The organism is Candidatus Binatia bacterium (genome assembly GCA_029243485.1).
GTDB lineage: Bacteria > Desulfobacterota > Binatia > UBA12015 > UBA12015 > VGTG01.
In genome coordinates, this window is sequence record JAQWRY010000003.1 from 1 (window position 1) to 25,706 (window position 25,706).

The following is a 25,706-nucleotide window of genomic DNA, read 5'->3' on the forward strand; positions in this document are numbered from 1 at the left end:
GTTTAGTCGCGTCGTTGTCGCACAACGGGACTCGGAAGCTCGGCACCGCGACTAAACAAAAAGGCCGAGACTAACCAACGTCCCTACCCTCGCAGGCTGTGATTGGCGGGGGGTCGTAGCTGACGAGGCTGCGGTAGGTGACGGCCCGGCCATCATCCCGGCCCACGGCGTCATGGAGAACGGCAGCTACTGGAGCCGAACCGGTGTCTCCGCCGCCTTGGCGGCGGCCGGGTACGGCGTGATCGACGTGGTCATGGTCGGACGGTGCCTCTGGACGAACCGCGTGGGTCCGCGACCGCTCCGTCTGATCGGTTCTGCGACCGAAGTACGAGGAGCACCAATACGAGAAGATCGATCCCAGCGGGAATCCGATGGCGTCCGGGTACGAACGATTCTCGGTTTCTCAGATCATTCAGCGCGCACAGGAAGGCGGATTCAGCCCCTTTTCTGAATCGACTGAACGCCTACCCGGACGCGGAGAGATGCTGGCGATGGACCGAGGAGATCCTGAGCGTCGGAAACCCGGCCTACGACGCGGAGTTCATGCGGTCGGTCTACGACGATCCGGACCCGGGGGTCGCTCTTCTGGAGAAGGTACAGTACCCGAATCTCGTTTTCTTCGGAGAGCACGACGTGATCTTCATCAAGCCCCGCGAGCTTCTGGCGCGCTGTCTGCCGAATGTGAAGCACGCCGTGCTTGACGGACTCGGGCACATGACGGCAATTGAAGATCTGAAGTGCACGACCGCGGAGCTTCTAAGCCTCTTGAGGGAAATCTGAATGCCCGGCTGCTCGACCTCGATCCACCGAAGGCAGTTCCTGAAATACGCCGGCCTCGCGGCCGGGGGGCTGAGTCTGCCGGCCGGTCTCTTGTCGGCGTGTGGGGACGGCGCGACCGCGGCGGCGCCGCCGCTGCAAGTCGGCGCGTCGGTTCCCTGGTGGTTGCAAAACGGGTTCGCGCCCACATTCGATGAGATCGACGCCTTTGATCTGAAGACGACGGGGCACATCCCAGCGGACCTGGACGGCACGTACGTTCGCAACGGTTCCAATCCGCAGAATTCGGATTCGCTGCACTGGTTCCTCGGAGACGGAATGGTGCACGGCATCCGCTTCGAGCGCGGGCGGCCGGTTTGGTACCGCAACCGTTACATCCGCACGTCGTACTACGAGGCGGGCGTTGGCCTGGGTGGAGGGATCAGTTCGGGGCTCGTCCCCGGTCCGCAGAACAGCCAGAGCAACGTGAGCGCCGTCTACCACGCCGGTCGGCTTCTCACCTCCGGAGAAGTCGGTGGCGCTTACCGGCTCGACCCCAAGGATCTGTCGACCCTCGGGCCGCACGACTTCAATGGGGCTGTCCGCACGTCATTCACCGCGCATCCGAAGATCGATCCCGCGACCGGCTACATGCACTTTTTCGGGTACTACTTCGCGCCGCCGTATCTCACGTACTCGGTCGCTGACGACAACGGTGTCGTGATCTCGAGTCAGCCGGTCGAAGTCGAGCGCACGACGATGATCCACTCGTTCGCGATCACGGATCGCGATGCGATTTTCTGGGAACTGCCCGTCGTGTTCGAGTTCAGCCGGGCCCTCGAAAGTCCGATTGATGCGTTCCAGTGGCAGCCGGAGTACGGCTCGCGCATCGGGATCATGCCCCTCGGCGGATCGACCGACGAGATTCGCTGGGTCGAAATCCCGAACTGTTATGTGTTCCACGAGGTCAACGCGTTCCGCGATGGCGACGACGTCGTAATCGACGTCTGTCGGCACGATCAGGTTTTCGGCGAAAATTCGTTGAACGACAGCGATCTTTCCGTTCGGCGATGGAAGGTCAACACGGCTGGAGCGAACCTTTCTTTCAGCGAGGAGATCGTGACGAATCGCGCCTTCGAGATCGCGAATCACGATCGACGTTTCACGGGGCGGCAGCATCGCTACGGTTGGTTCGTCACCACCCGTGAGCACCCGGACACGACGGACCTCGCCGGCATCGGACGGATCGACTATCGCACGGGTCGGGTGACCGCCTGGGATCCGGGGCCGACGAAGCATGCGAACGAAGCGTTCTTCGTTCCCGGTGGTCCCGGGGAAGGGGAGGGGTGGTTGCTCTCGTTCGTTTACGATCACCGAACGAAGAGCAGTGAACTCGTGGTCCTCGACGCGTTGGATGTCGAGGCCGGCCCGGTCGGCTCGGTGCAGATGCCTCGGCGAGTCCCCCACGGGTTCCACGCGACGTGGATCCCGGCCTGAACAAAGCCCGCTAGAGTATCAAGACCTGTTTTGCAGCGGGGCGCTCGCGGTAGGCGGTGCTCCACCGAGCGAGATGCTCGAGGGCGGGGTCGGGTTCCAGTTCCTTGAAGCGGCCCATCTGAAGTCCCGCGGCGAGCGTGAAGTCCGCGATGGTCGGCGTGTCGCCCATCAAAAACGGGCGCCCATCGGAAAGCCGGTCGTCGAGAATCTTGCACGGCCCGATCAACACTTTGCGGAAGTGTTCTGCGACTTCGGGTTGCTTCGGGAGACCGAGCGGTGAGTCGGTCGCGTGAACGATCTTCGCCATGGCGAACAGAACGCCCTGCTCGGCGATTCGCTCGACGTTGAGGGTCTGCGCGCGCGCCTGCGGCGTCGTGCCGATCATCGGCGGGTCGGCGTAAAGCTCCTCCAGGTAGAGCATCATTGGGAGGGACTCGGTCAGATAGGTTCCGTCGTCGAGTTCGAGCACGGGAACCTTCCCCAGCGGGTTTCGCTTCACATGCTCGGCAGACTTCTGCTGCCCTTCGGGGAGGCTGACCATGATCTCCTCGACCGGAATCTCGGTGCCCGCGAGTTTCTTCTCTGCGAGGTAGAGCCGAACCTTGGTCGGATTCGGGGCGACCGGGAACATGTAGAGCTTCATCGGGGTCCTTTCGGTGCCGCTTGTCATTCGTAGCCGACAAGAACGGCAGACTCGTCGGTGACGATCGCGGTCACGCCTTCGTTGGTCGCGCTCTGCATGTCCGCCGCACGGGGCACCGTCCAGACGTTCACCAGCGCATCGTCCGGTACCGCGTCGTAGGACTCGGGGAGGGGCGGCGGGACCTCAATCGTCGGCTGTCCGTCGCCGTCGAGAAGGTTACACTCGCGGACCTCAGCGAGCGTGTACGCGGAGACGCAGCCGGTACACGTGGCGGTGCGATCCAGCATATCGTCGTGCATCACGATGAGCCGTCCGTCGGACGTCAGTTCGACATCGAGTTCGATGCCGTTCGCTCCTGGCGCGATCGCTTTGCGGAAAGACGAGAGTGAGTTCTCCGGATACGGGTTATCGGGAGTGGAGGCGCCGGCGCCGCGGAGGACGATCCCCGCCCCTGCGATCCGAAGCGAGCGAAAACCAACGGATGGGTTCATTCGCTGAGCCTAGTCCAGGATGCCGAGCTGCACGAGTCGCAAGACCGGCGAAGCGCTCAGGATGCCGCCCACAACGTACATCGGCCCTCGGGATGGATGGGGCCCGGAACCAGACTGCACGTCCCACATTGGTCCGCCGGCCCCGCGGTGAAGAACTTGCACGTCGCGCAGCTTTCCTGGGGGCCCTGGGGAGAGACCGCGACATACTTCATCGAATTACGCCGGATGGTGTCGGGCGTGCTGAGATGGCTCACGTCGTCGCACGAGAGCCGTTCGGCGCAGCCGGTACCGACACCGAACATCGCAAAGGTTCCCGCGATGCCGAGGCGTGCCGTCCGACGAAGTATGGCTCGGCGGGAGAGGGAGACGTTTTCAAGCATGATTCAGGCGAGCAGGGCGACGGTGTATCCCTATGAGGGTTCCGTGGCCGGCATCAAGTGTCGCGGACAACGCGCCGCATCAAGGGGGCACTGTCGGGGCTCGACCCAGCTGTGGTAGGGCGTCTGCATGTCCAGCGCGACGATGGCCCCCGAGGTTCGATCGCCGGCGCCGCATCTCCGGCGGCGGTGGCGCCACGGTTTGCAGTGCTTCTTCCGATTCATCGGTGGGAAGGGGAGTCTCTCCGATGGGTTCGAGGGGATGCTCGCGTTGGCCGGGCCGATGGTGCAGCGCGAGTTCGATCGCTTCGCACAGGATCCGGTCGGCCGAAGGCTCCTCGCCGAAGAGCCGCGCCGAGACCTGAACGCTCTCCTCGTCGATCGTCCGAGGCTGGCCGCGATGCGCAAGGGCAGCTTTGCCGACGCGTACCTCGAATACCTGGGCGGCGAGGGCATGGGCTCTGCGAGCTACTTTCTCGAGGCCGCCGGACTGGATGAGAAGGCGGCGCAGTTCGGCTGGAGCGACGATCAACTCTGGTTCGTGAAGCGCATGGCGAACAGCCACGACATCTTTCATGTCGTGTCCGGGTACGATCGGTCGATCATCGGGGAGGTCGGTGTCGACGCATACACCGCGGGACACATGCCGATGCTGCCGCTCAAGCTGTTCCTCGCGTATCTTTTGATGCTCAAGCCCTCGAGCCCGATCGGTTGGACGCGCTACGTCCTCCGTTGCTACCGGCACGGTCGCAATACGCCGCCGCTCTCCTGCGTAGACTACGAGGCGATCTTCGAACTTCCTCTCGAGGAAGCACGTCGACAGATGGGCGTGACGTCGCTCGAGGACGTGCACCCGAACGGATTTCCCGCGAGGGGAAACAAGCTCCGGCAGCTCGAACGAAATCTACAGGGCTCCTAGTTGCCCGACGTTTCTTTCACGACGGCCAGGATTCCGTCGCCGAACTTCTCTCGCTTCGCCGGTCCGAGGCCCCAGATGAGCGCGAGTTCTTCGTGGGAGCGGGGACGGGCGACCGCGGCTTCGCGCATCGTTCGATCGTGGGCCACGACGTACGCGGGGACACCCTCCTCGCGCGCGGTCGTCTGCCGCCAGGCACGCAGGGCTTCGAAGAGCTTCTCGCCAGTCGCATCGAGCGGCTGCTGGTCCTCTGCGGGGCGCCTAAAGCGGGACTTGGGCCGGCCCGAGGACGGCTTGACGGAACCGGGCGCCGGGAGCAGCACGCGCGCGGGGCGCCTGCCCATCATCACTTCGTGGCCGGTGGGGGTGAGGAGGACGAGTGGGCGATCGTCGCCCTCGAAACCGATCCACCCCGCGGTCACGCAGCGACTCATCACGCGCATGAGCCACTCGTCGGGGTGCTCTGTCAGAATTCCGAACGTCTTGGTCTTGTCGAGGCCTGAGCGTCCGAGGCGCTCGTCCGTCACGCCGCGTAGAAGGTTCACGGCGGCCCGCATGCCGAAGCGGCCGGACACGCGGGCGACGGCAGAGAGAATCTTCTGGATGATCTCGGTTCGTTCCTCGTCGCTGCGGTCGTCGGTCGCGACGAGTTCGAGACAGACGTCGCAGCGTCCACAGTTTCCGAGGGTTTCCGCTTCATCGCCGAAGTACCGGAGGATTGCATCGTGGCGACAACTGCCGCCCTGCGCCCAGTTGAGAAGCTCGAGGTACAGTTCCCACTTGTGCTGTACGATCGCCGGGTCGACCGTCCCGCCGTTCCCGTCCATTTCGAGGAGTCGTCGACGGCGTGGAGGGTCGTCGCTGGGGACCAGCAGAAGGCCCCAAGCGTCCTCGCCGTCGCGACCACCACGGCCGACTTCCTGATAGTAGGCTTCGACCGAGCCGGGCGGCGCAAGGTGCACGACGGCGCGGACGTCGGCGCGATCGATGCCCATGCCAAATGCGTTCGTCGCGACGACCACGTCGAGTTCGCCGTCCATGAAGGAGTTCTGAACGGTCTCGCGGTCCTTGCGGCCGCGTCCCGCGTGGTACGCATCGGCCTTCCAGCCGGCGGCTACCAGTCGGTCGGCTTCTTTCTCGGTCTCGGCGCGCGTTGGGGAATAGACGATTGCGGCGCCGCGTGGTGCGCTCGGGCTTCCGAGCGCCTCCTCGAGAAGCGCGTCGACGTAGCCGTGCCGCGCCTTCTTACCGACGATCTCCTGGGCGCGAAGCCGCAGGTTGGGGCGCGCGAAACCACGTAGGAGTTGCGGCGTGTCGGGGCCCAGGCCGAGTCGCGCGAGGATCTCGTCGCGGACGAGCGGCGTTGCCGTGGCCGTACAGGCCATGATCTTCGCCGACCCGAGCTTGGGCAGGATTGAGCCGATCTGCATGTACTCGGGGCGGAAGTCGTGGCCCCACTCGCTGATGCAGTGCGCCTCGTCGACGACGACCATCGGGCACTCGATCTTCTCGATCAGATTCTGGAACCAGGGGAGGGCGAGGCGTTCCGGAGCGACGTAGACGAGCTTGTACTCGCCACGCGCGATGGCGGCGAGACGTCGCGACGATTCCGCCGCTTCGACCGTGGATGCGAGGTACGTGGCCGCGATGCCGCGCTCTTCGAGCTGGCGCACCTGATCGTTCATCAGTGCGATCAAGGGCGAGACGACGAGCGTGGTGCCGGGAAGAAGCGTCGCTGGAAGCTGGTACACGAGGCTCTTGCCGCCGCCCGTCGGGGCGACCAGGAGGAGGCGTCCGTCCCGGAGTACGGTTTCGATCGCCTCGCGCTGGCCGGGGCGAAAGCTCTCGTAGCCGAGTCGGGCGAGGGCGGAGTCGAGATCCGCGACGTTCGTAGGTGCGGTCACGCGGGAGGTATACCCGACCCGCGGCGAAGCGGAAGCCCCGCGTCCCATTCATTGCAAGAGAGGCAAGGAAGGTGGCCTTTCGTACACGTCCGCGCGCAGAAGTCCGAAGGGGTGCTGGGCCACCCGCTCATGGCCGGTCGCGCCCCCCACCGGGAAGAACGCGTCTGCGGAGGGCGGGTTTCGACTCGTATCGACAACGAGGATCACGCGCGCGGGCCAGGATTCCGGCGTGGAGTCGTCCTGGCTGCCGGCATCGAGGCAGTGCACGTCTCGTTCGATCAAGCGGGCGCGGATGTTCACGTGATCGGCGAATGCCTCGGGTGCGAAGTAGTAGGCGAACGAAAGGCACTGCCAGACCGGAGACACGAGGATCGCGGTGCCATCGGTCTTTTCGGCCCGAGCGAACGAGGAGAGCTCGCGCCAGTGTTCTGTCCGGTTCGGGCTGGCGTCTGGAACGTCTAGGGCCAAAAGAGCGAGTAGAGCGAGAGCGGCACCAGGAATGATTGGTCCGCGGTGAAGCTGCGCCACGAGGTGGCCCAACAACAGGACGAACCCGAGGGATGCGTACAGTACGTAGCGCTCGGCGAACGCGGGTACGATCTGCGAGGCTGCGAAGTCGCCCAGGAACGGGACCACGGTCCAGAGCAGAAGGTACGTCGTGTACCTACCGGTTTGGGCGGCCCCTTTCCGAAACAGGTCGAAGATCCCCTTTGTGACGAGGACGCCGGAGACGATCGCGAGTTTGGCGCTGCCGACCAGCGCGACGACGGCCGGGGGGAGAAGTCCGAGCGTCGGTGGCTCGAGCCAAGATCCACCACTATCGCCGAGATTGCGTAGGAGCGTCGGGAGCCAGGGCAGAAAGAGGCCGATCGTGAGAGCGCCAGACCGTACGTAGGTGCGAAGAGTGCCTCTCGAGTGGAGGTGGTACAGGAGCACGCCAAGGGCCTGCGCCGGGAGCACGAAGGCCGTGACGTAGTGGGTGTAGAGAAGGAGTGCGTTCACGACCCCGAGTCGGACGCCCCCACGCTTTCCTTCGCTCTCGAGCAGATCGAAGAACAGGGCGAACGAGGCGACGCATAGCAGGCCGACGAGCGCGTACGCACGTGCCTCCTGTGCGTAGTGAATCTGGGCGGGAGAGAGCGTGTAGAGCAGGGCTGCGACGACGCCCGCGAAGGTTCCGAGAAAGCGAGCACCGAGAAGGAAGAGGGCCCCGGCCGTGAGCGAACTCAAAACAGCCGACAGCGAGCGGAGGCCGGCCTCGGAGAGGCCGAACAGCGATGCCCAGCCGTGTGCCAGGAGGAAGTACGCCGGCGGGTTTTGCTGTCGTGACGCGTACTCCAGGATGTTCCCGGGAGATTGTTGGACATGGAACGCCGTGATCGCCTCATCCATCCACAGGCTGTCCGCGTCGAGGTCCGTCAGCTTGAGCCCGAGGTTCACGAGGACGAACAGAGCCGCGAGGGCGAGGGGCCGCACCCAGTGCTCTAGAGCAAGAATGGGCGGGGTTTGGTAGCGCCTGAGACGTGATCTTCGACTTCGCGCGCACGAACCCTGAGGGCCTCGCACTCGATGACGGTACGAGGCAGCGGACCTGGGCCGAAGTGGGGGACCGCATCGTGCGTCTCGCGCATCTCCTTCGGGATGAGCTGGGTATTCGCCCCGAGGAGCACGTCGCCACGCTCATGGGCAATCGGGTCGAGGGGATCGAGTTGATCGTCGCGTCGATCGTCGCCGGAACCTGGATCACACCGATCAACTGGCACCTTGCCCCGGACGAGATCGACTACACGCTCGGCGACTCGGGTGCGCGTGTTCTGTTCGTCGATGTGGCTCACGAGGAGGCAGCGCGTGCTATCGCGCTCGACCATCCCGGCTGCCGCATCGTTCGCGTCGGTGAGGAACTCGACCGTGAGCTCGCTGCGTTGTCTGACGAGCCGTTCGATCCGAGCGGCCCCGCGGGCGGCAACATGATCTATACGAGCGGTACGACGGGTAGGCCGAAGGGTGTGAAGCGGACTCGGCCGGGCGCGCTCGGAGCGACGCTGGCCCACCACGAGGTGCTCGGTCGTAACATCGGGCTGGACGGCAGCGGCCCGCATCTCATCACCGGACCGATGTACCACGCCGCGCCTCTGATGTTCGCCGTGTACGACATGGCAAACGGCGCACCGCTGATCCTTCTCCCGCGTTGGGAGGAGAGGGCGGCCCTCGCCGCGCTTTGCGAACGCGAGGTCGCGCATACCCACCTCGTACCGACGATGTTCGTCCGCCTCCTGCGTCTTCCCGAGGACGAGCGTGCAGCCTTTCAGGCCCCCGCCCTGGACCTGGTACTGCACGGTGCCGCGCCGGTGTCGATCGCGGTGAAGCGCAGGATGATCGAGTGGTGGGGCCCGCTGCTCGTGGAGTACTGGGGTGGAACCGAGGGCGGCGTGAACACGCTGGTCAATTCGACGGAATGGCAGGGACACCCCGGGACGGTGGGGCGGACCTTACCGGCCTTTGAAGTCTTCTCCGTGGATTCCGAAGGAAAGCGTCTCCCGCCGGACGAGGTCGGTGATCTCTACTGTCGGCACAAGACCCAGGATGTGGTCTTCGAGTACCACGGGGATCCCGAGAAGACGTCCGGGGCGTACCTCGAGCCGGGAGTCTTCACTCTGGGCGACGTTGGCTCGGTCGACTCCGAGGGCTGGGTGTTCCTCGCGGATCGTAAGAGCAACATGATCATCTCGGGCGGCGTGAACATCTATCCGCTGGAGATCGAGCAGGTGCTCGAGGAGCATGCGGCAGTGGCCGACGTGGCCGTGTTCGGCATCCCCGACGATGAGTGGGGCGAGAGTGTGAAGGCGGCGATCGAACTCGTGCCGGGGCGTGAGCCTTCCGACGATCTCACGCGCGACATCCTCGCCTTCGGTCGCGAGCGCCTCGCCGGCTACAAGGTGCCCCGCTCGGTGGACTTCGTGGATGAGCTTCCCCGCCATCCCTCGGGGAAGATCTACACGCGTCGGCTGCGCGATCCGTACTGGGCCGGTCGCGAGCGCAAGATCTGATCGCGCACGGCCGGGCCGCGCTTCGTCAGAAGGATTCGATGTGTGCGACGAGCGCCCACATCTGTTCGCGCGTGAGCCAGTCCCCCCACCCGGCCATCGTCCCCTTGCCGGCAGAGATGGTCGTGTAGATGCCCGCGCGCATCTTGTCGCCGCCCATCAAGAAGCCCATGCTCGGCCCCATCCCGTTCCATGCCCGGGGTTGGACCTGCTCTTCGGCGGCCGGAGGCGGTACCCCGTTTGCACCGTGGCACCGGGCGCATTCCTCGTTCCACAGGATGGCGGCTTCCATCTGCGTGTGGGTGTCGAGCGTGCCGTCCGCGGGCGCGGTCCCGTCGGTGCCATCTGGTAGGGCCGCGTCGCGCTTCTTGGCGTCGTCGACTGAGATCCCGAGAGTCTCCGCCCGCCAAACGAACCACTCGTCGCCCACATGCGGTTCTGCGCCGGCCTGCGGCTGCGGCGGCTTGGTGGCGGCACAACCGGCCAGAGCGACGAGGAGAACTGCAACGAGGATCCGCATGGGGGCGACGGTTCCACGAGGCGGGTCGCACTGCAAGGCGGCGACACACCTCTCGATCGGCCTGCGGCGGTGCGGTATTCTCGTCGCAGCGCTGGGTTCGGTGTTCGACAGGCCGGAGGCCGGACCGTAAAGCAGGGGGGTGTCCGAGTCTCCGATCCGCCTCACCGACGATCTTCGCGCGCGCGTTCGACAGAACCTCGAGGGTTTCGACCAGCAGGCGGCGCCTCTGGAAGGTCGCCGTCATGCCGCCGTCACGCTGACCCTGATCGATGACGCCGCCGGCGACGCGTGCTTCATCCTGACGCGTCGCAGCTCGCGCTTGAAAGATCATCCGCGCCAATGGGCTCTCCCGGGTGGAAGTCTCGATGCTGGCGAAACGGTCGAGCAGGCGGCGTTGCGCGAACTGCGTGAGGAAGTCGGGCTTACGCTCGAGCCCGACGCCATCCTCGGACGACTCGACGACTATCCCACGCGCTCCGGGTTCGTGATTACGCCGGTCGTGCTGTGGGGTGGATCCGGTGCGGCCTTGGCACCCGACCCCAGCGAGGTGTCGGAGTTGTACCGCGTGCCGCTCACGGAGCTCGAGAAGCCGGATGTCCCGGGCCTGCGGAGCATTCCCGAGAGCGATCGTCCCGTGATTTCGATTCCGCTCGTCGGGACGCATATTCATGCACCGACAGCGGCTGTGATCTATCAGTTACGCGAGGTCGGGGTGCACGGTCGAGACACGCGGGTGGCTCACTTCGAGCAACCCGTCTTCGCCTGGAAGTAGCGAACGCCCCGCCTTGGAGGGGCCAAGGCATTGATGCCATGTCGCTTCCGGCGCGCTAGGGCCGGGCGCCGAAGCGCCGGGCGGTCCGCTCGCGAGCCTTCTGTGCTTCCATCTCACGATCCCGTGGGGCGGAATCCGTCACGAGGTTCTCCAGCAGCTCAGTTGCTGTTGCGGCTACCGCCTCGATCGCTCGTTCGAAGGCGGCTTCGTTGGCCCGGGAGGGCTTGTTGAACCCCGAAAGCTTCCGGACGAACTGCAGTGAAGCAGCATGGATCTCTTCTTTGATCGCCGGCGTCTCGAAGTTGTATCATGTGCGAATGTTCCGACGCATGAGAGGCCTCCCGTTGGGGGGAGCCTGGCAGCCCGGATCGCGGGCGGCCAAGCTGCTCGCGCTGGCCTTCGTGGCTCTGGTCACCGCGCCGGCAGTACCGGTCCTTGGGGCTGAGGAAGGAACGAAGGTGATCAACCCAGAACAAGAAGCCTATCTCCGAGACCATGTCTGGGCGGTTCTGGGTACGGGTCGGAAGGACGGGTCGCCGCAGCTGTCGATGGTGGCGTACGAGTTCGACGGCGTGGATATCGCGATCTCAATCAAGAGCTACACGGCAAAATGGAAGAACATCCTGCGCCAACCCGATGTCGCGTTGCTCGTTCACGACGGACGCAAGCAGTTGATCATCTACGGCACGGTCGAAGCGATTGCGGAGGACCCGGAGCGACGGGACGTCATCCGTCGCGTGATGACACGCCTGCGGCCCGAGGCGGCGGGGCTCGATGATGAGGCGCTCACGAAGATTCTGGACCAGCAAGAGCGCACGGCGCTGCGTCTCGTTCCGAAGAAGGTCTTTCTGAACGACTGAGGGTAATTCCGTACTTGTTATGTGGGAGATGAGATCATGACCGAGGAACATCTGGACGTACTGGTCGTGGGCGCGGGGATTTCCGGGATCGGAGCCGGCTATCACCTGCAGAAGAACTGCCCGGGCAAGACCTATGCGATCCTCGAGCGTCGGGAGAACCTCGGGGGCACCTGGGATCTCTTTCGCTACCCCGGCATCCGGTCCGACTCGGACATGTACACGCTGGGCTACTCGTTCAAGCCGTGGACGGACCCGCAGGCGATTGCGGATGGGTCGTCGATCCTGAGCTACCTGAACGAGACCGCGTCGGAGAACGGCATCGATCAGAAGATCCGGTACGGCATCCACGTGAAGAGCGCATCGTGGTCGACGGAGGACGCTCGTTGGACCGTCGAGGCCGAGAGCGTCGGCACGGGTGAGTCCTGCACGTTCACGTGCCGCTTCTTGTTCATGTGCTCCGGCTACTACGACTACGACAAAGGGTACACGCCGGACTTCCCGGGAGTAGACGCGTTCCGCGGGCGGATTGCGCACCCGCAGAAGTGGACAGAGGACATCGATTACGCCGGAAAGCGCGTCGTCGTGATCGGGAGCGGGGCGACCGCGGTCACGCTCGTCCCCGCGATGGCGAAGACGGCCGCGCACGTGACGATGCTGCAGCGCTCGCCGACGTATGTCGTGGCCGCGCCGGGCCAGGACGGGATGGCGAACAGGCTGCGCGAGTACCTTCCCGCCAAGCTCGTGTACTCCTTGGTGCGCGCGCGAAACGTCCTCTTCATGTCGTTTTTCTTCTGGCTGTGCCGTCGCTACCCCGCGTGGGCCAAGAAGATGCTGATCCAGCAGGTCCGCGATCACCTCGGGGCCGACTACGACATCGAGAAGCACTTCACTCCGCGATACAATCCGTGGGATCAGCGCGTGTGTCTGGTCCCCGAAGGCGATTTGTTCAAGACGCTCAAGTCGGGTGAAGCGTCGGTCGTCACCGATCACATCGAGACGTTCACCGAGAACGGCATTCGGCTCACGTCGGGAGAAGAGCTCGAGGCGGATGTCGTCGTAACGGCGACCGGTCTGAATCTGCAGCTTCTCGGTGGGGTCGACGTCACCGTCGACGGGGAACTCGTCAAGTTCTCCGACAGCCTGACCTACAAGGGTATGATGTTCAGTGATGTGCCGAATCTGGCGATGTCGATCGGGTACACGAACGCTTCGTGGACGCTGAAGTGTGATCTGACCTGTGAGTTCGTCAGCCGGCTCTTGAACCACATGGACGCGAAAGGCTTCGATATCTGCTGCCCGCGACCTCGTCACGCAGAGGTCGATCTCGACCCGATGCTGGACTTCACTTCGGGTTACATCCAGCGCTCGATCGATCAGTTTCCGAAGCAGGCGAAGAGCCTACCGTGGAAGGCGTACCAGAACTACATGGTGGACATCTGGACAGTTGCGCTCGGATCGCTGGAGGATGGCGCACTCGAGTTCACGCGACGCCCCGCCTCCACGACCCGTTCCGAGAACAAGAACGATCGGGCTGCGTAGACACCGATCGCGTCACTCGGGGGAGAGTGGCCGCCGCCACTCCACGAGTTCCCGCGAGAGATCGTCGACCGATGCGGCGCCCGTGAGCGCGAGGGTTCGGCCGATCCCTTCGGCGAGCCAACCAAAGAGCAGGTCGACGCCGCGCTCGCCTCCCGCGGCGAGTGCGTAGAGGTAGGCGCGACCGATCATGCAGGCCCGGGCTCCGAGGGCGAGCGCCTTTACGACGTCGCTCCCTCGTCGCACGCCGCCGTCGCAGTACACCTCGACGCGATCCCCGACCGCGCCTGCGACCGACTCGAGGAGTTCCAACGGCGTGGGCGCGTCGTCGAGTTGTCGGCCCCCGTGGTTCGAGAGGGCGACGGCAGAGACTCCCGTGTCCGCGGCGATGCGCGCGTCTTCGACGGTTTGGATCCCTTTCAGAACGATCGGCCCCTTCCAGATCGACTGGAGCCACTCGACATCACGCCAGGAGAGGCCGGGGTCGAACTGCGTGTTGATGTACTCGGCGAGGGCGACCGGGGTCGAGCCATCGCCCACTTCGCGGCCGACCACGTTGGCGAAGATGATGGGCTCCGCCGTGAGGAAGTCGAACGTCCAGCCAGGGTGGAGAATGCCGTCGAGGATGGTGTCGAGACCGAGCTTCGGAGGGAGTGAGAAGCCGCTTCGCACGTCGCGTTCGCGGCGTCCGAACACGGGGGTGTCCACCGTGAGCAGGAGGGCCTCGTACCCGGCTGCGGCGGAGCGTTCGACCATCTCCTTTACGAGTTCCCGATCGTGCCACACGTAGACCTGGAACCACTTTGATCCGCTCGAGACGGCGGCCACGTCTTCGATGGAGCGCGTACTCAAGGTCGAGAGCGTGTACGGAATGCCGGCGTTGGCGGCGGCGCGGGCGACGGCGAGTTCTCCCTGGGAATGGGCGGTGCGGCCGAAGCCGGTGGGACTGCAGATCAGGGGCATCGTCGCGTCGCGGCCGAGGATCGTCGTGGCGTACCCGGGCTCGCCCACTTCCCGCAGGACGCGTGGTCGGAACCCGAGAGCGCGAAAAGCGGCGCTATTCCGCTCGAGGGTGCGCTCATCCTCGGCCGCGCCGTCGATGTAGTCGAAGACGCCGCTCGGGAGCCGCTGCTGCGCGATCCGGCGGAAGTCCTCGACGCTGGCGCACCGGTTCAGCCGACGGACGACCGGGTCCCATTCAAAGGAACGGAACCGAAGGACGGAGCGTAGCGTGTCGAGGATCGGAATTGGCATGAGGGCTGGCGGTTAGAACTCGACTCCGAGACCGATCGCGGGGCTTCCGGGCTGCGCGGCGAGGGGGGTCGTCGCTCCTTCGGACTCCTTCGAGGCGCGGGGGTAGTACGCTCGGTAGCCGGCGAAGGTGACCAGGCCGGCCGAGAAGATTTTCCACGGCATGTCCCGCCGCAGACCGCTCACGATGTTCCAAGCGAGGTTCGAGCCGGCGCCGCAGCCGCCGACGATCGGATCCATGAACTCGATCTTCGACGCGGAGCAGCGCCCCGCCGAGGCCGGTCTCGCCCACGAGGTCCACGGCCTCGCTGAGTCCGATGTCGATGTCCGCGCTGTCCCCACTGAGCGATACGCTGCGGCTCGCGGTGGGCAGCCAGAGATAGGGGATGATCTGGAAGGCTCACCGGTCCTCCTCGACCTCGGTGTCTTCGGAGGGGCGTGAGCCAGGGCGGGTCCCGGAGCCAGCAGGAGCGCGCAGATCAGCGAGGCGATCATGGAGCGTGGCCCGTCGTGCCTACTTGCAGGTGACTTTTGCATTGCCCCAGCAACGGTAGATCCGATCACCGTAGGCATCGACGTTCGTCCGGAACTTGCAGTTGCCGCGCCGCAGGCCGAAACGGGCACTTGGGAAGCCGCCGGAGCGCTCGCACCGGAACATGCTGTCCTCTTGTGCCAGAGCGATTGCATCGGCGCAGCAGTCGCTCTTGTCGTACCAGGACCAGCCGGTATCGGAGGTGCCGGGGAAGATGGCGGCTTCCGCCGCAACGGGTGCCGCGAGGAGAACGAGGACGAGAGCGACGATTCGCATATAGAGCGTCTATCATCCGGCTCTGGAGGCGAAAAGCCGTCGGTGATACCGACCGGGGAGATGGGATTCTCTCGAAACGCCATTCTCGCCATGGGCGCGGTTCTGTTGGCCGCCGCCTGCACGGCTTCGACCGCACGGCTCGACAACGCGAAGATGTCGGGTTTCCTCGAAAGCTACGAGGCCCTCGAGCCGGTCGAGCGCGGGTACCTCTACACGAACCCGAATGCGGACTGGTCGTCCTACGGCAAGGTGTTGCTGCCGCCGGTCACGATCTGGCGCTCGGGCGAGAATTCGCTGGACGAGGTTCAAGAGGAGGAGCTGGCGAAGGTCGCGACGCTTCTCGACCGTGCCGTCCGTGACCGCTTGTCCAAGGATTTCCAGATCGTGGACGAGGCCGGACCAGGGGTTCTCCGGTTGTCGCTGGCCATCACAGAGGCGTTGGCCGCGGACGACCAGATCTCCATCATCACCGCTGAAGTGGCGGGCCAGCCGATGCCGGCCGACGATGAGATATCAGACGAGCTCAAGGCGTACGCCGACGTCGCGATGATTGAGATCGAGGCGCGTGACGCCGCGAACCGGCAGCTCCTCGCTGCGGCCGTCGACACGTATATCGCGCCGCCCGGCAAGGAGAAGGGCTCCGCCGATGATTGGGAGGGCGTGGCCGAGGCCTTTACGGCCTGGGCAGACCGGCTCGCCGGCTGGTTTGTGCAAGCGCGGCGGAAGTAGCGCTCAATCGCCGCGGTCCCTTCGTCGGGCTCAGCCGCAGTAGTCGTTGGCCGGGCGCTTCGGTCACGAGCAGCGTGGTCGGGCAGGCCGCGGCGGCAAACATCCAGAGTGTCGACGTGATGACGTCCCCTAAACGGGTCAGTCCCGGCGCTCTAGTCCCCTGCCGGTGATGAGCGGTAGATCGAGTGCCGACAGGGGACCGGTTCTCGCGTTACAGACGGCGGGAATCGCGTTCACGATGCGGGTCGCGGTGAGGATGACCCCGCCGACCGCGTGGTCACCGTGCTCGTCTTCCATGTTGAGCACGCACTCAAGCCGCGGGACGCCCTCGATGAAGATTCGGTAGCCGCCCTTGCCAGTCGCCCACTCGGGCGCAAGGTCATCGTCGAGCCGGGTGACGTGTTCGACGATGAGCGCCGGACGTCCGTTCACGAACCCCTGCACCTCGAACCGCAGTGCGCCCATCGTGCCGGGCTCGACCGTGTGGTCGCCGATCTGGATGGGCTTCGTCGCTTCGCATCGTTCGTGGATCTCCTCGATCTTCTCGAGTTCGACGCCGAGACCCTCGGCGAGGACGCGGATCGTGCCGCCCCATGCGAACGTGAGCGAGCCGGGGATCAGGAGCAACGGTGTGTGGTCCATCGGCTTGCCGAAGCCCATCGTCTCGAACAGCACTTCGGGCTGATCGTAGTTCGCGTAGTTCACGATCTCCTGGATGCGGACCTGGTCCCAGCGCTCCGCGAGCCCGGTGAGGACGAGCGGCAGCGCGTCGTTCGCGAAGCCGGGGTCGATTCCGCTCGTGAGGAAGGAGCTGTTGCCCCGTTCGCACGCGGCTTCGATCTTCGGCGACATCTCGGGGATCGAGCGCGGATGAACGAGCCCGACGATGGAGCTCGAGACGACGTTCTTGCCGGATTCGAGAATGCGGCAGATGTCGGCCAGGGCCTCCATCGGCCGGAGATCGGCCGTGGCCGTGTAGGAGACGCAGTCAGCGTCGGTCGCGAGGATCGCCTCGACATCGTTCGTTGCCGCGATCCCGGTGGTCGGACTGATGCCGGCGAGCTCTCCCGCGTCTCGGCCCGCCTTGCTCTCGCTGTGTACGAGCACTCCGACCAATTCGAGTTCCGGGTGCCCGATGATCGCGCGCAGCGCGTAGCGTCCGACGTTCCCCGTGCTCCATTGAATGACTTTGTATGGCATCCGCAGTCCTCCCAGCGGTGTCTATACGGCCCACTTCGCGCCGCGTCGAGTTTACGGCTCGCGGTGGGGGGATGGGAGCTTCTGCCGATTTCGGCCGGCCCGGGGGGCGAGGGGCTACCTCGGAGTTGCGGGGGAGGCGGCACGTTTGCGCCGGGCGGCGATACCACGCTCGACGGCGGCCTTGATCAGCTTGTCGTTGTCCTTGGAGATTGCGCGGTGTACCCGCCGCTCGAGTAAGAAGCGCAAGATCGGGTTGAAGACGTGGTAGGTCTCGCGAAAGTGCACACGGGTTCGACCGTTGCCGAGGTCTTCGAGCCGGGTCGAGCCGCTTGCTTCGGACCACAGTGGTCTTCCAACCGCGTCGTAGCGCCAGCTCTCGAACGGTTTCACCTCAGTGAGCCACTCCCACGAGCGCGCTTGCCCGCCGGAGAGCAGGTAGCGGGGCACGCGGAACCAGGTGCGTCGGACGAGGCCGTTCCCGTCGGCATCGCCAGGGTGGAGGATTTCGATCTTCACGTCGCCGTGCTCGACGTTGCGACGAGACCAGAAAATGGCCCAGATCTCCTCCGGCGTTGCTTCGATTTCGAACGAGTAGCGGTGATCCTGCATCCGAGTCTCGGGTCCCATCCTGCCAGACCCCGAACCACTGTTCGATAGATCTTGCGGCCGACCGGTTTTTTGGGGTCGGATCGTTGCAATTCGTACGACAGCGGAGGTCGTGATGGCGGAATCGAAGGGGTCGGACGCACAGGGAACGAGTCGCGTGTTGATCGTGGCGCTTGTGTCGGTGGTCGTCTTTCTCGGGTTCGCGCTCGTGATGGTGGCCGTCGGTCGCTCGGGGGAGAGCGGTGTCCCGCCGGCCGTGGAACGCGTGAACGTTCTCGCGTCGCCGACGACGGCGATCTGCCAGAAGTGCCACGCCGCGCAGGTCTAGGAGTTCATTCCGGACTGTCAGCGCAACGCGCTCTTCCACATGGAAGGGCCGGAGATTACCCGCAATGGGAGATCTACTAGGAGTCGAAGCACGGGATCTCGTACGCGACGCAGGGCATGAGTGGTACTGAGACGCGAAGCCCGGGACGCTCACCGTTCTCGATTTCCGTGCGCCGACGTGCGCCGTCTTTCATCTCAGCGGCTTCGGCTCGAGTGCGACGACGCATGACGTCGGTGATCGGCTCACCTGCACTACTCGGACGTCTGGCTCTTCGTCCCGGTCGGCGTCGGGATCTTCGCGACTGCGGCCGCCGCAACGCTTGGCGCGCTCGAGCGGCCGACGAGATCGGACTACGGGTGGTCCGCCGCGGCGATGGTCGCAATGCTCTTGGTCGGTCCGTTGGGAAGCCTGCTGCATCTAGGGGGCAGCGTGGGTCCGGCGGGCGAACTGGTGGAGGAACGCCTCCTGCGGGGGGCGCCTCTCATGGCCCCGCTCCTCTTCAGCAACGTCGGGTTCCTGGGGCTCATCGCTCTGATGGATCCGGAGGAGTGAAGAACGCTATGCCATGGGGATGGAAGACAGAATCCAGGCTCTGGAGGCTCGCCTTCTGGCGCTCGAAGACGCCGAGGCCATCCGCCAACTGAAGGCGCGCTACGGTGAGCTCGTAGATTCTCGTTTCGGGGACGAGGGCTTGCTCGAAGCCGACCGCGTGGCGGGCATCGCAGACGAGATCGCCGCGCTGTTCACTGTCGATGCCGTTTGGGACGGAGCCGCACTGGGAATGAGCCGCGGCCGGGAGGAGATTCGTACCCGTTTCCTCGAGTCGACGTTGACGTTCAGCTGGCACTTCTTCGTAAAGCCTCAGATCGAGGTCGCCGGTGACACGGCGACCGGCCGCTGGGACATTCTCTCTCCCTGTACGATGCCCGGCGATCGTCCCTTCTGGATGGTGGGTGTGGAAGACGACCGCTATGAGCGTGAAGATGGCGTTTGGAAGCACCAGTCGATGAGCCTCCGCGTGGTGTTCATGTCTCCGTACGATCGCGGGTGGGCGAAGAACGCAAAGGCGGCGCGCTCGTGAAGATCGGCATCACCATTCACGCGACGGACCAGACGATGAATCCGGTGGCTCTCGCCCGCGAGGCGGAGGCGCGCGGCTTCTACTCGTTCTACATCCCCGAGCACACTCACATCCCGACGAGTCGCCGGACACCAGCGCCGACGGGTGAAGAGGTCTTGAGCGAGGAGTACAAGCGGAGCCTCGATCCCTACGTCGCGCTGGGCGCGGCATCTTCGGTGACCGAGAACATTTTCCTCGGTGTCGGTATCGGGCTCGTCGCACAGCACGACCCGATCACGTTCGCCAAGGAGATAGCCACGCTGGATCACCTGTCCGGAGGGCGGTTCGTCTTCGGCATCGGGTACGGCTGGAACCACGAAGAGATGGAGAACCACGGGATCGACGTGAAGCGGCGCCGCGCTCTCGTGCGTGAAAACATGCTCGCGATGGAGGCTCTGTGGAAGGACGAAGTTGCGAGCTTCTCCGGCGAGTACGTCTCGTTCGAGCCAAGTTGGCAGTGGCCGAAGCCGATTCAACGGCCCCGTCCTCGGGTTCTCATCGGCGGCGGCGCCGGGCCGAGGCTGTTCTCGCACATTGCGGAGTTCGCTGATGGCTGGTTGCCGATCGGAGGCGCCGGCATCAGGAAGTCCCTGGAGGAGCTGCATCGCGCGGTCGAGGAGCGGGGGCGCGATCCGAAGGACTTGCACGTCGTGCCGATGGGCGTTTTGCCAAAGCCGGGGAAGCTCGACTACTATCGGGAATCCGGCTGCACCGAGTGTGTGCTTCGACTTCCGGCCGGCGCGCGGGACGAGGTTCTGCCCGTCCTCGATGAGTACGCCGAGCTTCTCTGAACTTTGCGGGGCGGCCGTCGATAGGGGGGTGTCGAAGTGTGTGGTACTCGCAGAGCTCCGGCCTGGTGTACCCTAGAGGCAGCCCGCGCCAGCTCGACCGCGGCGACTCGGGCTCCCGGGCCGCCTCGGAGCGCTCACTTCCAGAATGTGCGCCAGCTCTCCCAGCTCTGCGGGATCGTCCCCATCCCGACCTGGTTCTTCGGCCACTCGGCCGGGGGGAGGGGCAGCGGGTTGGCGCCGACGTCGCTGCCGTACCAAAGCAGGTGGCGGCGCCGAACGAAGAGCCATCGCCGGTCGCGTCGCTCGTACGTGTCCCGGTACTGAATGGCCTGGTGGATCCATTGCTCGCCGAGCTGCGTCTCGTTCTTGCAGTAGACGACACCGGTCGCGTGGTCGTCGTCCTGGAAGTCGATCAGGTGGTTCCCGACGAACAGGATGGTGATGCCGACTTCGCGCAGTTGTGACTCGAAGTTCGCGCGTAAGGCCTCGTGCCCGAACACGTCTCGTCCGACCTGGACGTCGTCGACGAAGAGTCCGACGAGAGTGTCGATGTCGCGGCTATCGATCGCGAGCGCGTAACGATAGGCGAGTTGGCGAATGTCGTCCCGTGCGAGGAGCCGGCCCAGATCGTCCATGGGAATGGCGATAGCGGCCACGGTGGGACGCGATCAAGCGGCGCGGGGCGGATAGTCGGCAGCGGTGACCGGGTTCGCTCCCTGGTAGTCGGTCCAGGCTTCGCGCTCGAAGTCGTACAACTTGCAGTGCTTCGTGGAGTCGAAGTACTCGCGGAAGCGGTACGGATAGGACTGACTCACGTCGGAATCGGCCTTGTTCAGAGCCTTTGCCGCGTCGGGGAGGTTGTAGAACGGGATCCGCGGGTCGACGTGGTGCGGCACGTGCACGAAGATATTGTGCCAGAAGAAGTTCAGCCAAAGCGGCATGACGTAGTTGCAGGTCGTCTCGACCTGGCCAGCGTACTTCCGCCAGCGACGCCGGGTGTGCCAGGGCATCTGCGGAGAGATGTGCTGGATGTAGACGGCCCAGCCGATCAGCGCGTTCCACATGAACCAGGGAACGAACAGGACCTTCGTCCAGGTCCACAAAGCGCCACCGATCGTGCCGGTCTGCGCCCAGCCGAACCAACCGACGGCGACGGACATCACCACCAGGAAGGTCGTGACGGCGATGCGGTCGCGCAGGAACGCACGCTCCATCTTGTCCGGCGGTGGCATGTTTACGAGCCGATTCCACCAGATCTCGCGTGTGTAGTAGGTGCCAGCGCCGAAGAGGGACCAGTCCATGCGGTGCCGCAGCTTCTCCCAGCGCGATAGCTTCTGGTACTCCTCCAGCGTGACGGGATGCCAGACGAAGTCGAGCCCCTCACAACCGGGGAATGCGTGGTGCACGCGGTTGTGCCCGTAAGCCCACACCGAAAACGTGTGCAGGCTCGGCAGCATCGCGAGCTGGCCCACGAAGTAGTTCAGGCGAGGGCTCTTGAACAGCGAGCCGTGGGCCGCGTCGTGCCCGATGACGAAGAGCGCCGCAATCGCGAGCGAGGTCAGGAACCAACCGGCGAGGACCAGCGACACGGAGCTGCTGGCGAGGAGCAGGCCGGTTCCGAGCGCGTAAACCGTGAGATCGCGGCCGAGGTAGAGAAGTCCCTTCCAGGTGGGGTTCTCGTAACACGCCTTCGGGATCGAGCGGGCGAGGGCCCGGATCGTCCGGCGCTTTTCTTGGCTGACGCCATTGGTGACCATGGGCGGCGTGGCGTCGCTAAGGACAGGCGTCTCGAGGGTCTCTAGGTTCATCTGCGTCATAATGGGCGTGCGGCGGGTGGAGGGGCGCAGCAGTAACGGCGGGCCCGCGCTCCGAAAGCCAGGTTCTTTAAGTACCACGCCGGCGCCAGGCCTGCCATCGGGTTTTGGGCCCGTAGCGGCGGCTCAGTTAGGCCGCCCGACGATGTAAGCCTGGATTTCCTTGATTTCTTCCTCCGTCAGAATTCCCCCGAATGCGGGCATTCCCACGCCGGGCATGCCCTTCTGCACGATCGCGACGAAGGCATTCTTCATGTCGGGTGCGGAGTGGCGCAGGTCCACGAGAGCCCCGCCGCTGATCGCCGTTACGCCGTGACAGCGAGCGCACCAGCGGTGGTAGAGGTCCTCCTTCTTGGCCACGGTGCCGTCGCGGCTCGCCATGATCTCTTCGATCACAGCAGACGTGATGGCCTGATCCGACAGGGCGAAGGTGTGGACGACCCCCTCGGCGGGGGTGTTCCCGGCCTGTTGGGCGGCGTCGCCGCCCACCAGACCAAAGGCACCCCCCCAGCCTGCGACGATCGTCACGTACTGGACCCCGTCGACCGCGTAGCTGACCGGCGCGGCGATGATCCCGTTGCCGGCGTGGAACTCCCACAGCTTTCGGCCGTCGGTTGCGTTCAGTGCGATGAAGCGGCCGTCCGCGGTTCCTTGGAAGACGAGGTTGCCACCGGTGGTTAGAGTGCCGCCGTTCCACGGCATCGCGTAGGGATGGCGCCAAGCCTCTTCCTGCTTCACGGGATCCCAGGCAAGGAGATGGCCCCCGACGATCTCGCGGACGAGTGTGGCGAAAACAGCGAGGTCGGTCTCCGTGTTGAAGTGCTCGTCGGTGAGGAGCTCTTTGGGGTTGAAGCGATACGCGCCGACCACCTCTTGGGCGGGAATGTAGACGAGGCCGGTATTGGGATTGAATGACATCGGCTGCCAGTTGTGGCCGCCGAACGGCGTCGGCTTCACCATCGCGATCGCGTTGTCGTAGTTCGCGGTTCCGGTTTCGTGGGGGCGGCCGGTCTTCGGATCGACGCCGTCGGACCACGTCACCTCGACGTAGGGTTTCGCGGAAAGGAACTCGCCGGTGACGCGGTCGATCACCCAGAAGTAGCCGTTCTTCGGCGCCTGCATGAGGACCTTGCGGGTCTTCCCATCGATCTCGAGGTCGGCGAGGATCATGTGCTGGGTTGCCGTGAAGTCCCAGTTGTCGCCCGGGGTGGTCTGGAAGTGCCACTTCAACTCCCCGGTGTCGGGATCCAGGGCGAGGATCGAGGAGAGGTAGAGGTTGTCGCCGCCGCCGGGGCTGCGGTGGACGCGGCTCCACGGTGAGCCGTTGCCCGTGCCGACGTAGAGCAGGTTCAGGTCGGGATCGAAGGCCATCGAGTCCCAGGCCGTGCCTCCGCCGCCGATCTTCCACCATTCGCCGCCCGACCAGGTCTTCGCGGCTTCCTCGAGAGCCTTGGATTCGAAGCCGTCCGCCGGATTGCCCGGGACGGTGTACGTCCGCCAGGCGAGCTTCCCGTCCTTCGTGTCGTAGGCCGAGACGTACCCGCGCACGCCGAACTCGGCACCGCCGTTCCCGATGATGACTCGGCCGTTCACGACCCGCGGGGCACCGGTGATCGTGTACGGCTTCGACTGGTCTACGGTGACGACCTTCCAAACCGGCTTCCCGGTCTTGGCGTCGATGGCGATCAGCCGGCCGTCGAGCGTTCCGACGAAGACCTTGCCGTCGTAGACGGCGACGCCACGGTTCACCACGTCGCAGCACGCCTTTGCGCCGACGGCCTTCGGAACCTCGGGATCGAACCGCCAGAGTTCCTTGCCAGTCTTGGCGTCGAGCGCGAACACGACGCTCCAGGCGCCCGTCGCGTACATCACGCCGTCGATGACGATCGGGGTGGCTTCGTGGCCACGCTTCTGACCCGTCTTGTAGCTCCAGACGCGGACGAGACGGTTGATGCTCTCGGGGGTGACCTGATCGAGCGGACTGAAGCGCTGCTCGGCGTAGTCGCGGCCGTGCGTCATCCAGTTCTGCGGCTCGGCGTCCGCGTTTCGGATACGCGCATCGTCGACGGAGGCGGCGCCTCCCCCAGCTGCGTGCACCGAGAGAGGGACGAGCAAGAGGGCGATCAGCAGCAGGCGACGACGCATCGGGTTCATACTCCTCGTTTGGTGTACTCGTAGTTCTTGCGGAGTTCGTGCTTCAGGATCTTTCCAGTCGCGTTTCGCGGGATCTGATCGACGATCTCGATCTGCTCCGGGATCTTCTGGACCATGAGGCCCTTTTCTTTCAGAAATGCGGCCATCTCGTCCATCGAGACCGGCTGCCCGGCATCGGTGAGGGAAAGAACCGCGCAGGCGCGTTCGCCGGTGTCGGGATCGGGGAGCCCGACGACGGCGACGTCCTGGATCTTGTCGTGGGTGTAGAGAAGGTCCTCGACCTCCTTGGCGCTGATGTTCTCACCCTTGCGGATGATGACGTCCTTTAGTCGACCGGTGATGACGGCGTACCCGTCCCGGTCGAGGTATCCGAGGTCTCCGGTGCGGAAGTAGCCGTTCGCGTCGAACGCGGCTTCGTTCAGCGCTTCGTCGAGGTAGCCCTTGCAGAGCTGTGGGGCCTTCACCCGGAACTCACCCTCTTGGGTCGGCCCGGCGACGGACTCGTCGCTCGTAACAACGCGCAGATCGACCTCTGCGGGGCAGGGGCGGCCTTCGGTGTGGGCGAGCTTGTCGTCGGGGTCGTGCACCGAGTTCATGACCAGGATCGGACACTCGGTCATGCCGTAGCCGGAGACGATTCCGGCGCCGCCCATCTCCTTCTTCAGGTCGAAGTGGAGCTGCGGCGGCTTCGGCGCGCCGCCGCCCGGGAAGCTGCGCACGCTCGGGAAGAGTGGCGCCTCGTCACCGGCTTCGCGCCGCTTTCGTTGCGTTGCGAGATACGCCTGGTGAAAGGCCGTGCCGGCCGTGGCCTGTGTCACGTCGTTCTTCGCGAGGACGTCGACGGTCGTTGCGGGATCAAAGACAGGCACCACGATGAATGAGCACCCAGACATCAGCCCGGAGTAGACCCACACGACACCACCGACGTGCGTGAACGGGAAGACCATCGCGACGCGATCGTCCGAGGCGAGATCGAGGACGCCACTCATGCCCCGCGCGGCGGCGAGGAGGGTCATGTCGGTGTGGCGCGCGCCCTTTGGGTCCGCGGTCGTGCCGGAGCTGTAGAAGAGCCAGCGAATGGGAGCACCGCCGTCGTCGACTTCGGCGGGGGGCGGTTGCAAGGTTGCGGGATCTCCGTCGGGGATGCTGTCGGTGACGACCATCACCTCGAGCCCGTCTCGATCGGCCGCGATCTCGGCGGCCATGCCCGGGTAGTCGAATCCACGCCAGGGACCGGGGACGACGAGCAGGCTGCTCTTCGCCTGCTTTGTGATGAAGCCCACTTCCTTGTGGCGGTAGATCGGGAGGATCGGATTCTGCGTGGCCCCGAGCCGCGAGAGCGCTGCGACGAGCACGAGGGACTCCCAGTTCGTCGGGAGCATCCACGAAACCATCGAGTCGGTGCCGACCCCCTGGGCCTGAAGGCCCGCAGCGCAGCGCTCAGCCGCGTCGCGGTACTCTTTGAAGGTGGCGCGCCGATCGTTCTCGTCGACTGTGAAGAGCGCATTGGGGGTCGCTGCGGCGCGGGCCTCGATCAGGGCCCAGAAGCCGCCCGCCTGAAGGTAGGGCGTGGAGTCATTCTGCATCAG

At 65.0% G+C, this 25,706-nt stretch carries 29 protein-coding genes and 1 pseudogene; 13 read left to right on the top strand and 17 right to left on the bottom strand.

The window, feature by feature from the left end:
* Positions 1 to 543 precede the first annotated feature (543 nt).
* Both P8R42_02090 and P8R42_02095 read left to right on the top strand, forming a co-directional pair.
* Positions 544 to 780, top strand: a complete 237-nt coding sequence (locus tag P8R42_02090) for a hypothetical protein (protein MDG2303437.1) — start codon at positions 544 to 546, stop codon at positions 778 to 780.
* A complete protein-coding gene (locus P8R42_02095; protein MDG2303438.1) occupies positions 781 to 2,253 on the top strand; it encodes a carotenoid oxygenase family protein in 1,473 nt (490 codons plus the stop codon).
* 10 nt (positions 2,254 to 2,263) lie between these two features.
* On the opposite strand, the gene P8R42_02100 is transcribed toward P8R42_02095, so the two are convergent.
* Genes P8R42_02100 through P8R42_02110 form a run of 3 tightly spaced genes read right to left on the bottom strand, consistent with a single transcriptional unit; the run spans position 2,264 to position 3,767 of the window.
* Positions 2,264 to 2,896: a glutathione S-transferase family protein gene (locus P8R42_02100; protein ID MDG2303439.1), complete on the bottom strand. Its 633-nt coding sequence runs from the start codon at positions 2,894 to 2,896 to the stop codon at positions 2,264 to 2,266.
* Positions 2,897 to 2,919: 23 nt separating this feature from the next.
* On the bottom strand, positions 2,920 to 3,387 hold the full coding sequence (locus P8R42_02105) for a glycerophosphodiester phosphodiesterase family protein (protein ID MDG2303440.1): 468 nt from the start codon (positions 3,385 to 3,387) through the stop codon (positions 2,920 to 2,922).
* 56 nt (positions 3,388 to 3,443) lie between these two features.
* Positions 3,444 to 3,767 carry a high-potential iron-sulfur protein gene (locus tag P8R42_02110; GenBank protein MDG2303441.1) on the bottom strand — a complete coding sequence of 108 codons (324 nt, stop codon included), beginning with the start codon at positions 3,765 to 3,767 and terminating at the stop codon, positions 3,444 to 3,446.
* Positions 3,768 to 3,894: 127 nt separating this feature from the next.
* Between P8R42_02110 and P8R42_02115 the strand changes: the two genes are divergently transcribed.
* A complete protein-coding gene (locus tag P8R42_02115) occupies positions 3,895 to 4,683 on the top strand; it encodes a Coq4 family protein (GenBank protein MDG2303442.1) in 789 nt (262 codons plus the stop codon).
* Here the strand turns inward: P8R42_02115 and P8R42_02120 are convergent.
* Complete coding sequence (locus tag P8R42_02120; protein MDG2303443.1) at positions 4,680 to 6,584, bottom strand: ATP-dependent DNA helicase; 1,905 nt, start codon at positions 6,582 to 6,584, stop codon at positions 4,680 to 4,682. The two genes, P8R42_02115 and P8R42_02120, sit on opposite strands and share 4 nt — an antisense overlap.
* 48 nt (positions 6,585 to 6,632) lie before the next feature.
* A complete protein-coding gene (locus P8R42_02125; protein MDG2303444.1) occupies positions 6,633 to 8,060 on the bottom strand; it encodes a glycosyltransferase family 39 protein in 1,428 nt (475 codons plus the stop codon).
* A gap of 47 nt (positions 8,061 to 8,107) precedes the next feature.
* On the opposite strand from P8R42_02125, the gene P8R42_02130 reads away from it, so the two are divergent.
* On the top strand, positions 8,108 to 9,631 hold the full coding sequence (locus tag P8R42_02130; GenBank protein MDG2303445.1) for an AMP-binding protein: 1,524 nt from the start codon (positions 8,108 to 8,110) through the stop codon (positions 9,629 to 9,631).
* A gap of 25 nt (positions 9,632 to 9,656) precedes the next feature.
* Here P8R42_02130 and P8R42_02135 read toward each other — a convergent pair whose 3' ends face one another.
* Positions 9,657 to 10,148, bottom strand: coding sequence for a cytochrome c (locus P8R42_02135; protein MDG2303446.1), 492 nt, complete (start codon positions 10,146 to 10,148; stop codon positions 9,657 to 9,659).
* Positions 10,149 to 10,287: 139 nt separating this feature from the next.
* Between P8R42_02135 and P8R42_02140 the strand changes: the two genes are divergently transcribed.
* On the top strand, positions 10,288 to 10,920 hold the full coding sequence (locus P8R42_02140; GenBank protein ID MDG2303447.1) for a CoA pyrophosphatase: 633 nt from the start codon (positions 10,288 to 10,290) through the stop codon (positions 10,918 to 10,920).
* Between the two features lie 55 nt (positions 10,921 to 10,975).
* Here P8R42_02140 and P8R42_02145 read toward each other — a convergent pair.
* Positions 10,976 to 11,251 (bottom strand): annotated as a pseudogene (locus P8R42_02145) (DUF2277 domain-containing protein).
* On the opposite strand from P8R42_02145, the gene P8R42_02150 reads away from it, so the two are divergent.
* Complete coding sequence (locus P8R42_02150) at positions 11,250 to 11,780, top strand: pyridoxamine 5'-phosphate oxidase family protein (GenBank protein MDG2303448.1); 531 nt, start codon at positions 11,250 to 11,252, stop codon at positions 11,778 to 11,780. The pseudogene P8R42_02145 and the gene P8R42_02150 overlap by 2 nt on opposite strands.
* 36 nt (positions 11,781 to 11,816) lie before the next feature.
* A complete protein-coding gene (locus P8R42_02155; protein ID MDG2303449.1) occupies positions 11,817 to 13,319 on the top strand; it encodes an NAD(P)/FAD-dependent oxidoreductase in 1,503 nt (500 codons plus the stop codon).
* A gap of 12 nt (positions 13,320 to 13,331) precedes the next feature.
* Here the strand turns inward: P8R42_02155 and P8R42_02160 are convergent, their stop codons facing one another.
* Together P8R42_02160 and P8R42_02165 are read right to left on the bottom strand one after the other, a co-directional pair.
* A complete protein-coding gene (locus P8R42_02160) occupies positions 13,332 to 14,570 on the bottom strand; it encodes an alpha-hydroxy acid oxidase (GenBank protein ID MDG2303450.1) in 1,239 nt (412 codons plus the stop codon).
* Between the two features lie 12 nt (positions 14,571 to 14,582).
* Positions 14,583 to 14,807, bottom strand: coding sequence for a hypothetical protein (locus P8R42_02165; protein ID MDG2303451.1), 225 nt, complete (start codon positions 14,805 to 14,807; stop codon positions 14,583 to 14,585).
* On the opposite strand from P8R42_02165, the gene P8R42_02170 reads away from it, so the two are divergent.
* The gene (locus P8R42_02170) at positions 14,806 to 15,009 is read left to right on the top strand and encodes a hypothetical protein (protein MDG2303452.1); all 204 of its coding nucleotides are present in this window, start codon (positions 14,806 to 14,808) and stop codon (positions 15,007 to 15,009) included. The genes P8R42_02165 and P8R42_02170 overlap by 2 nt on opposite strands.
* A gap of 72 nt (positions 15,010 to 15,081) precedes the next feature.
* On the opposite strand, the gene P8R42_02175 is transcribed toward P8R42_02170, so the two are convergent.
* A complete protein-coding gene (locus tag P8R42_02175) occupies positions 15,082 to 15,375 on the bottom strand; it encodes a hypothetical protein (GenBank protein ID MDG2303453.1) in 294 nt (97 codons plus the stop codon).
* Between the two features lie 60 nt (positions 15,376 to 15,435).
* Between P8R42_02175 and P8R42_02180 the strand changes: the two genes are divergently transcribed.
* The gene (locus tag P8R42_02180) at positions 15,436 to 16,104 is read left to right on the top strand and encodes a DUF3313 domain-containing protein (protein MDG2303454.1); all 669 of its coding nucleotides are present in this window, start codon (positions 15,436 to 15,438) and stop codon (positions 16,102 to 16,104) included.
* Positions 16,105 to 16,242: 138 nt separating this feature from the next.
* Here P8R42_02180 and P8R42_02185 read toward each other — a convergent pair whose 3' ends face one another.
* Positions 16,243 to 17,304 (bottom strand): diacylglycerol kinase, encoded by a 1,062-nt coding sequence (locus tag P8R42_02185; protein MDG2303455.1) that lies wholly within the window; start codon positions 17,302 to 17,304, stop codon positions 16,243 to 16,245.
* A 114-nt stretch (positions 17,305 to 17,418) separates the two neighbouring features.
* The gene (locus P8R42_02190) at positions 17,419 to 17,931 is read right to left on the bottom strand and encodes an SRPBCC family protein (protein MDG2303456.1); all 513 of its coding nucleotides are present in this window, start codon (positions 17,929 to 17,931) and stop codon (positions 17,419 to 17,421) included.
* A 94-nt stretch (positions 17,932 to 18,025) separates the two neighbouring features.
* Here P8R42_02190 and P8R42_02195 point away from each other — a divergent pair, with 94 nt between their 5' ends.
* Positions 18,026 to 18,238: a hypothetical protein gene (locus tag P8R42_02195; protein MDG2303457.1), complete on the top strand. Its 213-nt coding sequence runs from the start codon at positions 18,026 to 18,028 to the stop codon at positions 18,236 to 18,238.
* 76 nt (positions 18,239 to 18,314) lie between these two features.
* Here P8R42_02195 and P8R42_02200 read toward each other — a convergent pair whose 3' ends face one another.
* Positions 18,315 to 18,464, bottom strand: coding sequence for a hypothetical protein (locus P8R42_02200; GenBank protein ID MDG2303458.1), 150 nt, complete (start codon positions 18,462 to 18,464; stop codon positions 18,315 to 18,317).
* A 146-nt stretch (positions 18,465 to 18,610) separates the two neighbouring features.
* On the opposite strand from P8R42_02200, the gene P8R42_02205 reads away from it, so the two are divergent.
* The 3 genes from P8R42_02205 to P8R42_02215 are packed head-to-tail and all read left to right on the top strand — an operon-like array spanning position 18,611 to position 20,149.
* Positions 18,611 to 18,790 (top strand): hypothetical protein, encoded by a 180-nt coding sequence (locus tag P8R42_02205; GenBank protein MDG2303459.1) that lies wholly within the window; start codon positions 18,611 to 18,613, stop codon positions 18,788 to 18,790.
* A 19-nt stretch (positions 18,791 to 18,809) separates the two neighbouring features.
* Entirely contained in the window at positions 18,810 to 19,319 is a 510-nt protein-coding gene (locus P8R42_02210; protein ID MDG2303460.1) for a nuclear transport factor 2 family protein, read from the top strand.
* Positions 19,316 to 20,149 (top strand): LLM class F420-dependent oxidoreductase, encoded by an 834-nt coding sequence (locus P8R42_02215; GenBank protein ID MDG2303461.1) that lies wholly within the window; start codon positions 19,316 to 19,318, stop codon positions 20,147 to 20,149. The genes P8R42_02210 and P8R42_02215 overlap by 4 nt, the downstream gene beginning before the upstream one ends.
* Before the next feature lie 134 nt (positions 20,150 to 20,283).
* Here the strand turns inward: P8R42_02215 and P8R42_02220 are convergent, their stop codons facing one another.
* From P8R42_02220 to P8R42_02235, 4 genes are all read right to left on the bottom strand, one after another.
* The gene (locus P8R42_02220; protein ID MDG2303462.1) at positions 20,284 to 20,784 is read right to left on the bottom strand and encodes a nuclear transport factor 2 family protein; all 501 of its coding nucleotides are present in this window, start codon (positions 20,782 to 20,784) and stop codon (positions 20,284 to 20,286) included.
* Between the two features lie 33 nt (positions 20,785 to 20,817).
* Positions 20,818 to 21,957, bottom strand: a complete 1,140-nt coding sequence (locus P8R42_02225) for a fatty acid desaturase (protein MDG2303463.1) — start codon at positions 21,955 to 21,957, stop codon at positions 20,818 to 20,820.
* A 132-nt stretch (positions 21,958 to 22,089) separates the two neighbouring features.
* Complete coding sequence (locus P8R42_02230; GenBank protein ID MDG2303464.1) at positions 22,090 to 24,108, bottom strand: PQQ-dependent dehydrogenase, methanol/ethanol family; 2,019 nt, start codon at positions 24,106 to 24,108, stop codon at positions 22,090 to 22,092.
* A 5-nt stretch (positions 24,109 to 24,113) separates the two neighbouring features.
* A complete protein-coding gene (locus tag P8R42_02235) occupies positions 24,114 to 25,703 on the bottom strand; it encodes an AMP-binding protein (GenBank protein MDG2303465.1) in 1,590 nt (529 codons plus the stop codon).
* Positions 25,704 to 25,706: the final 3 nt, after the last annotated feature.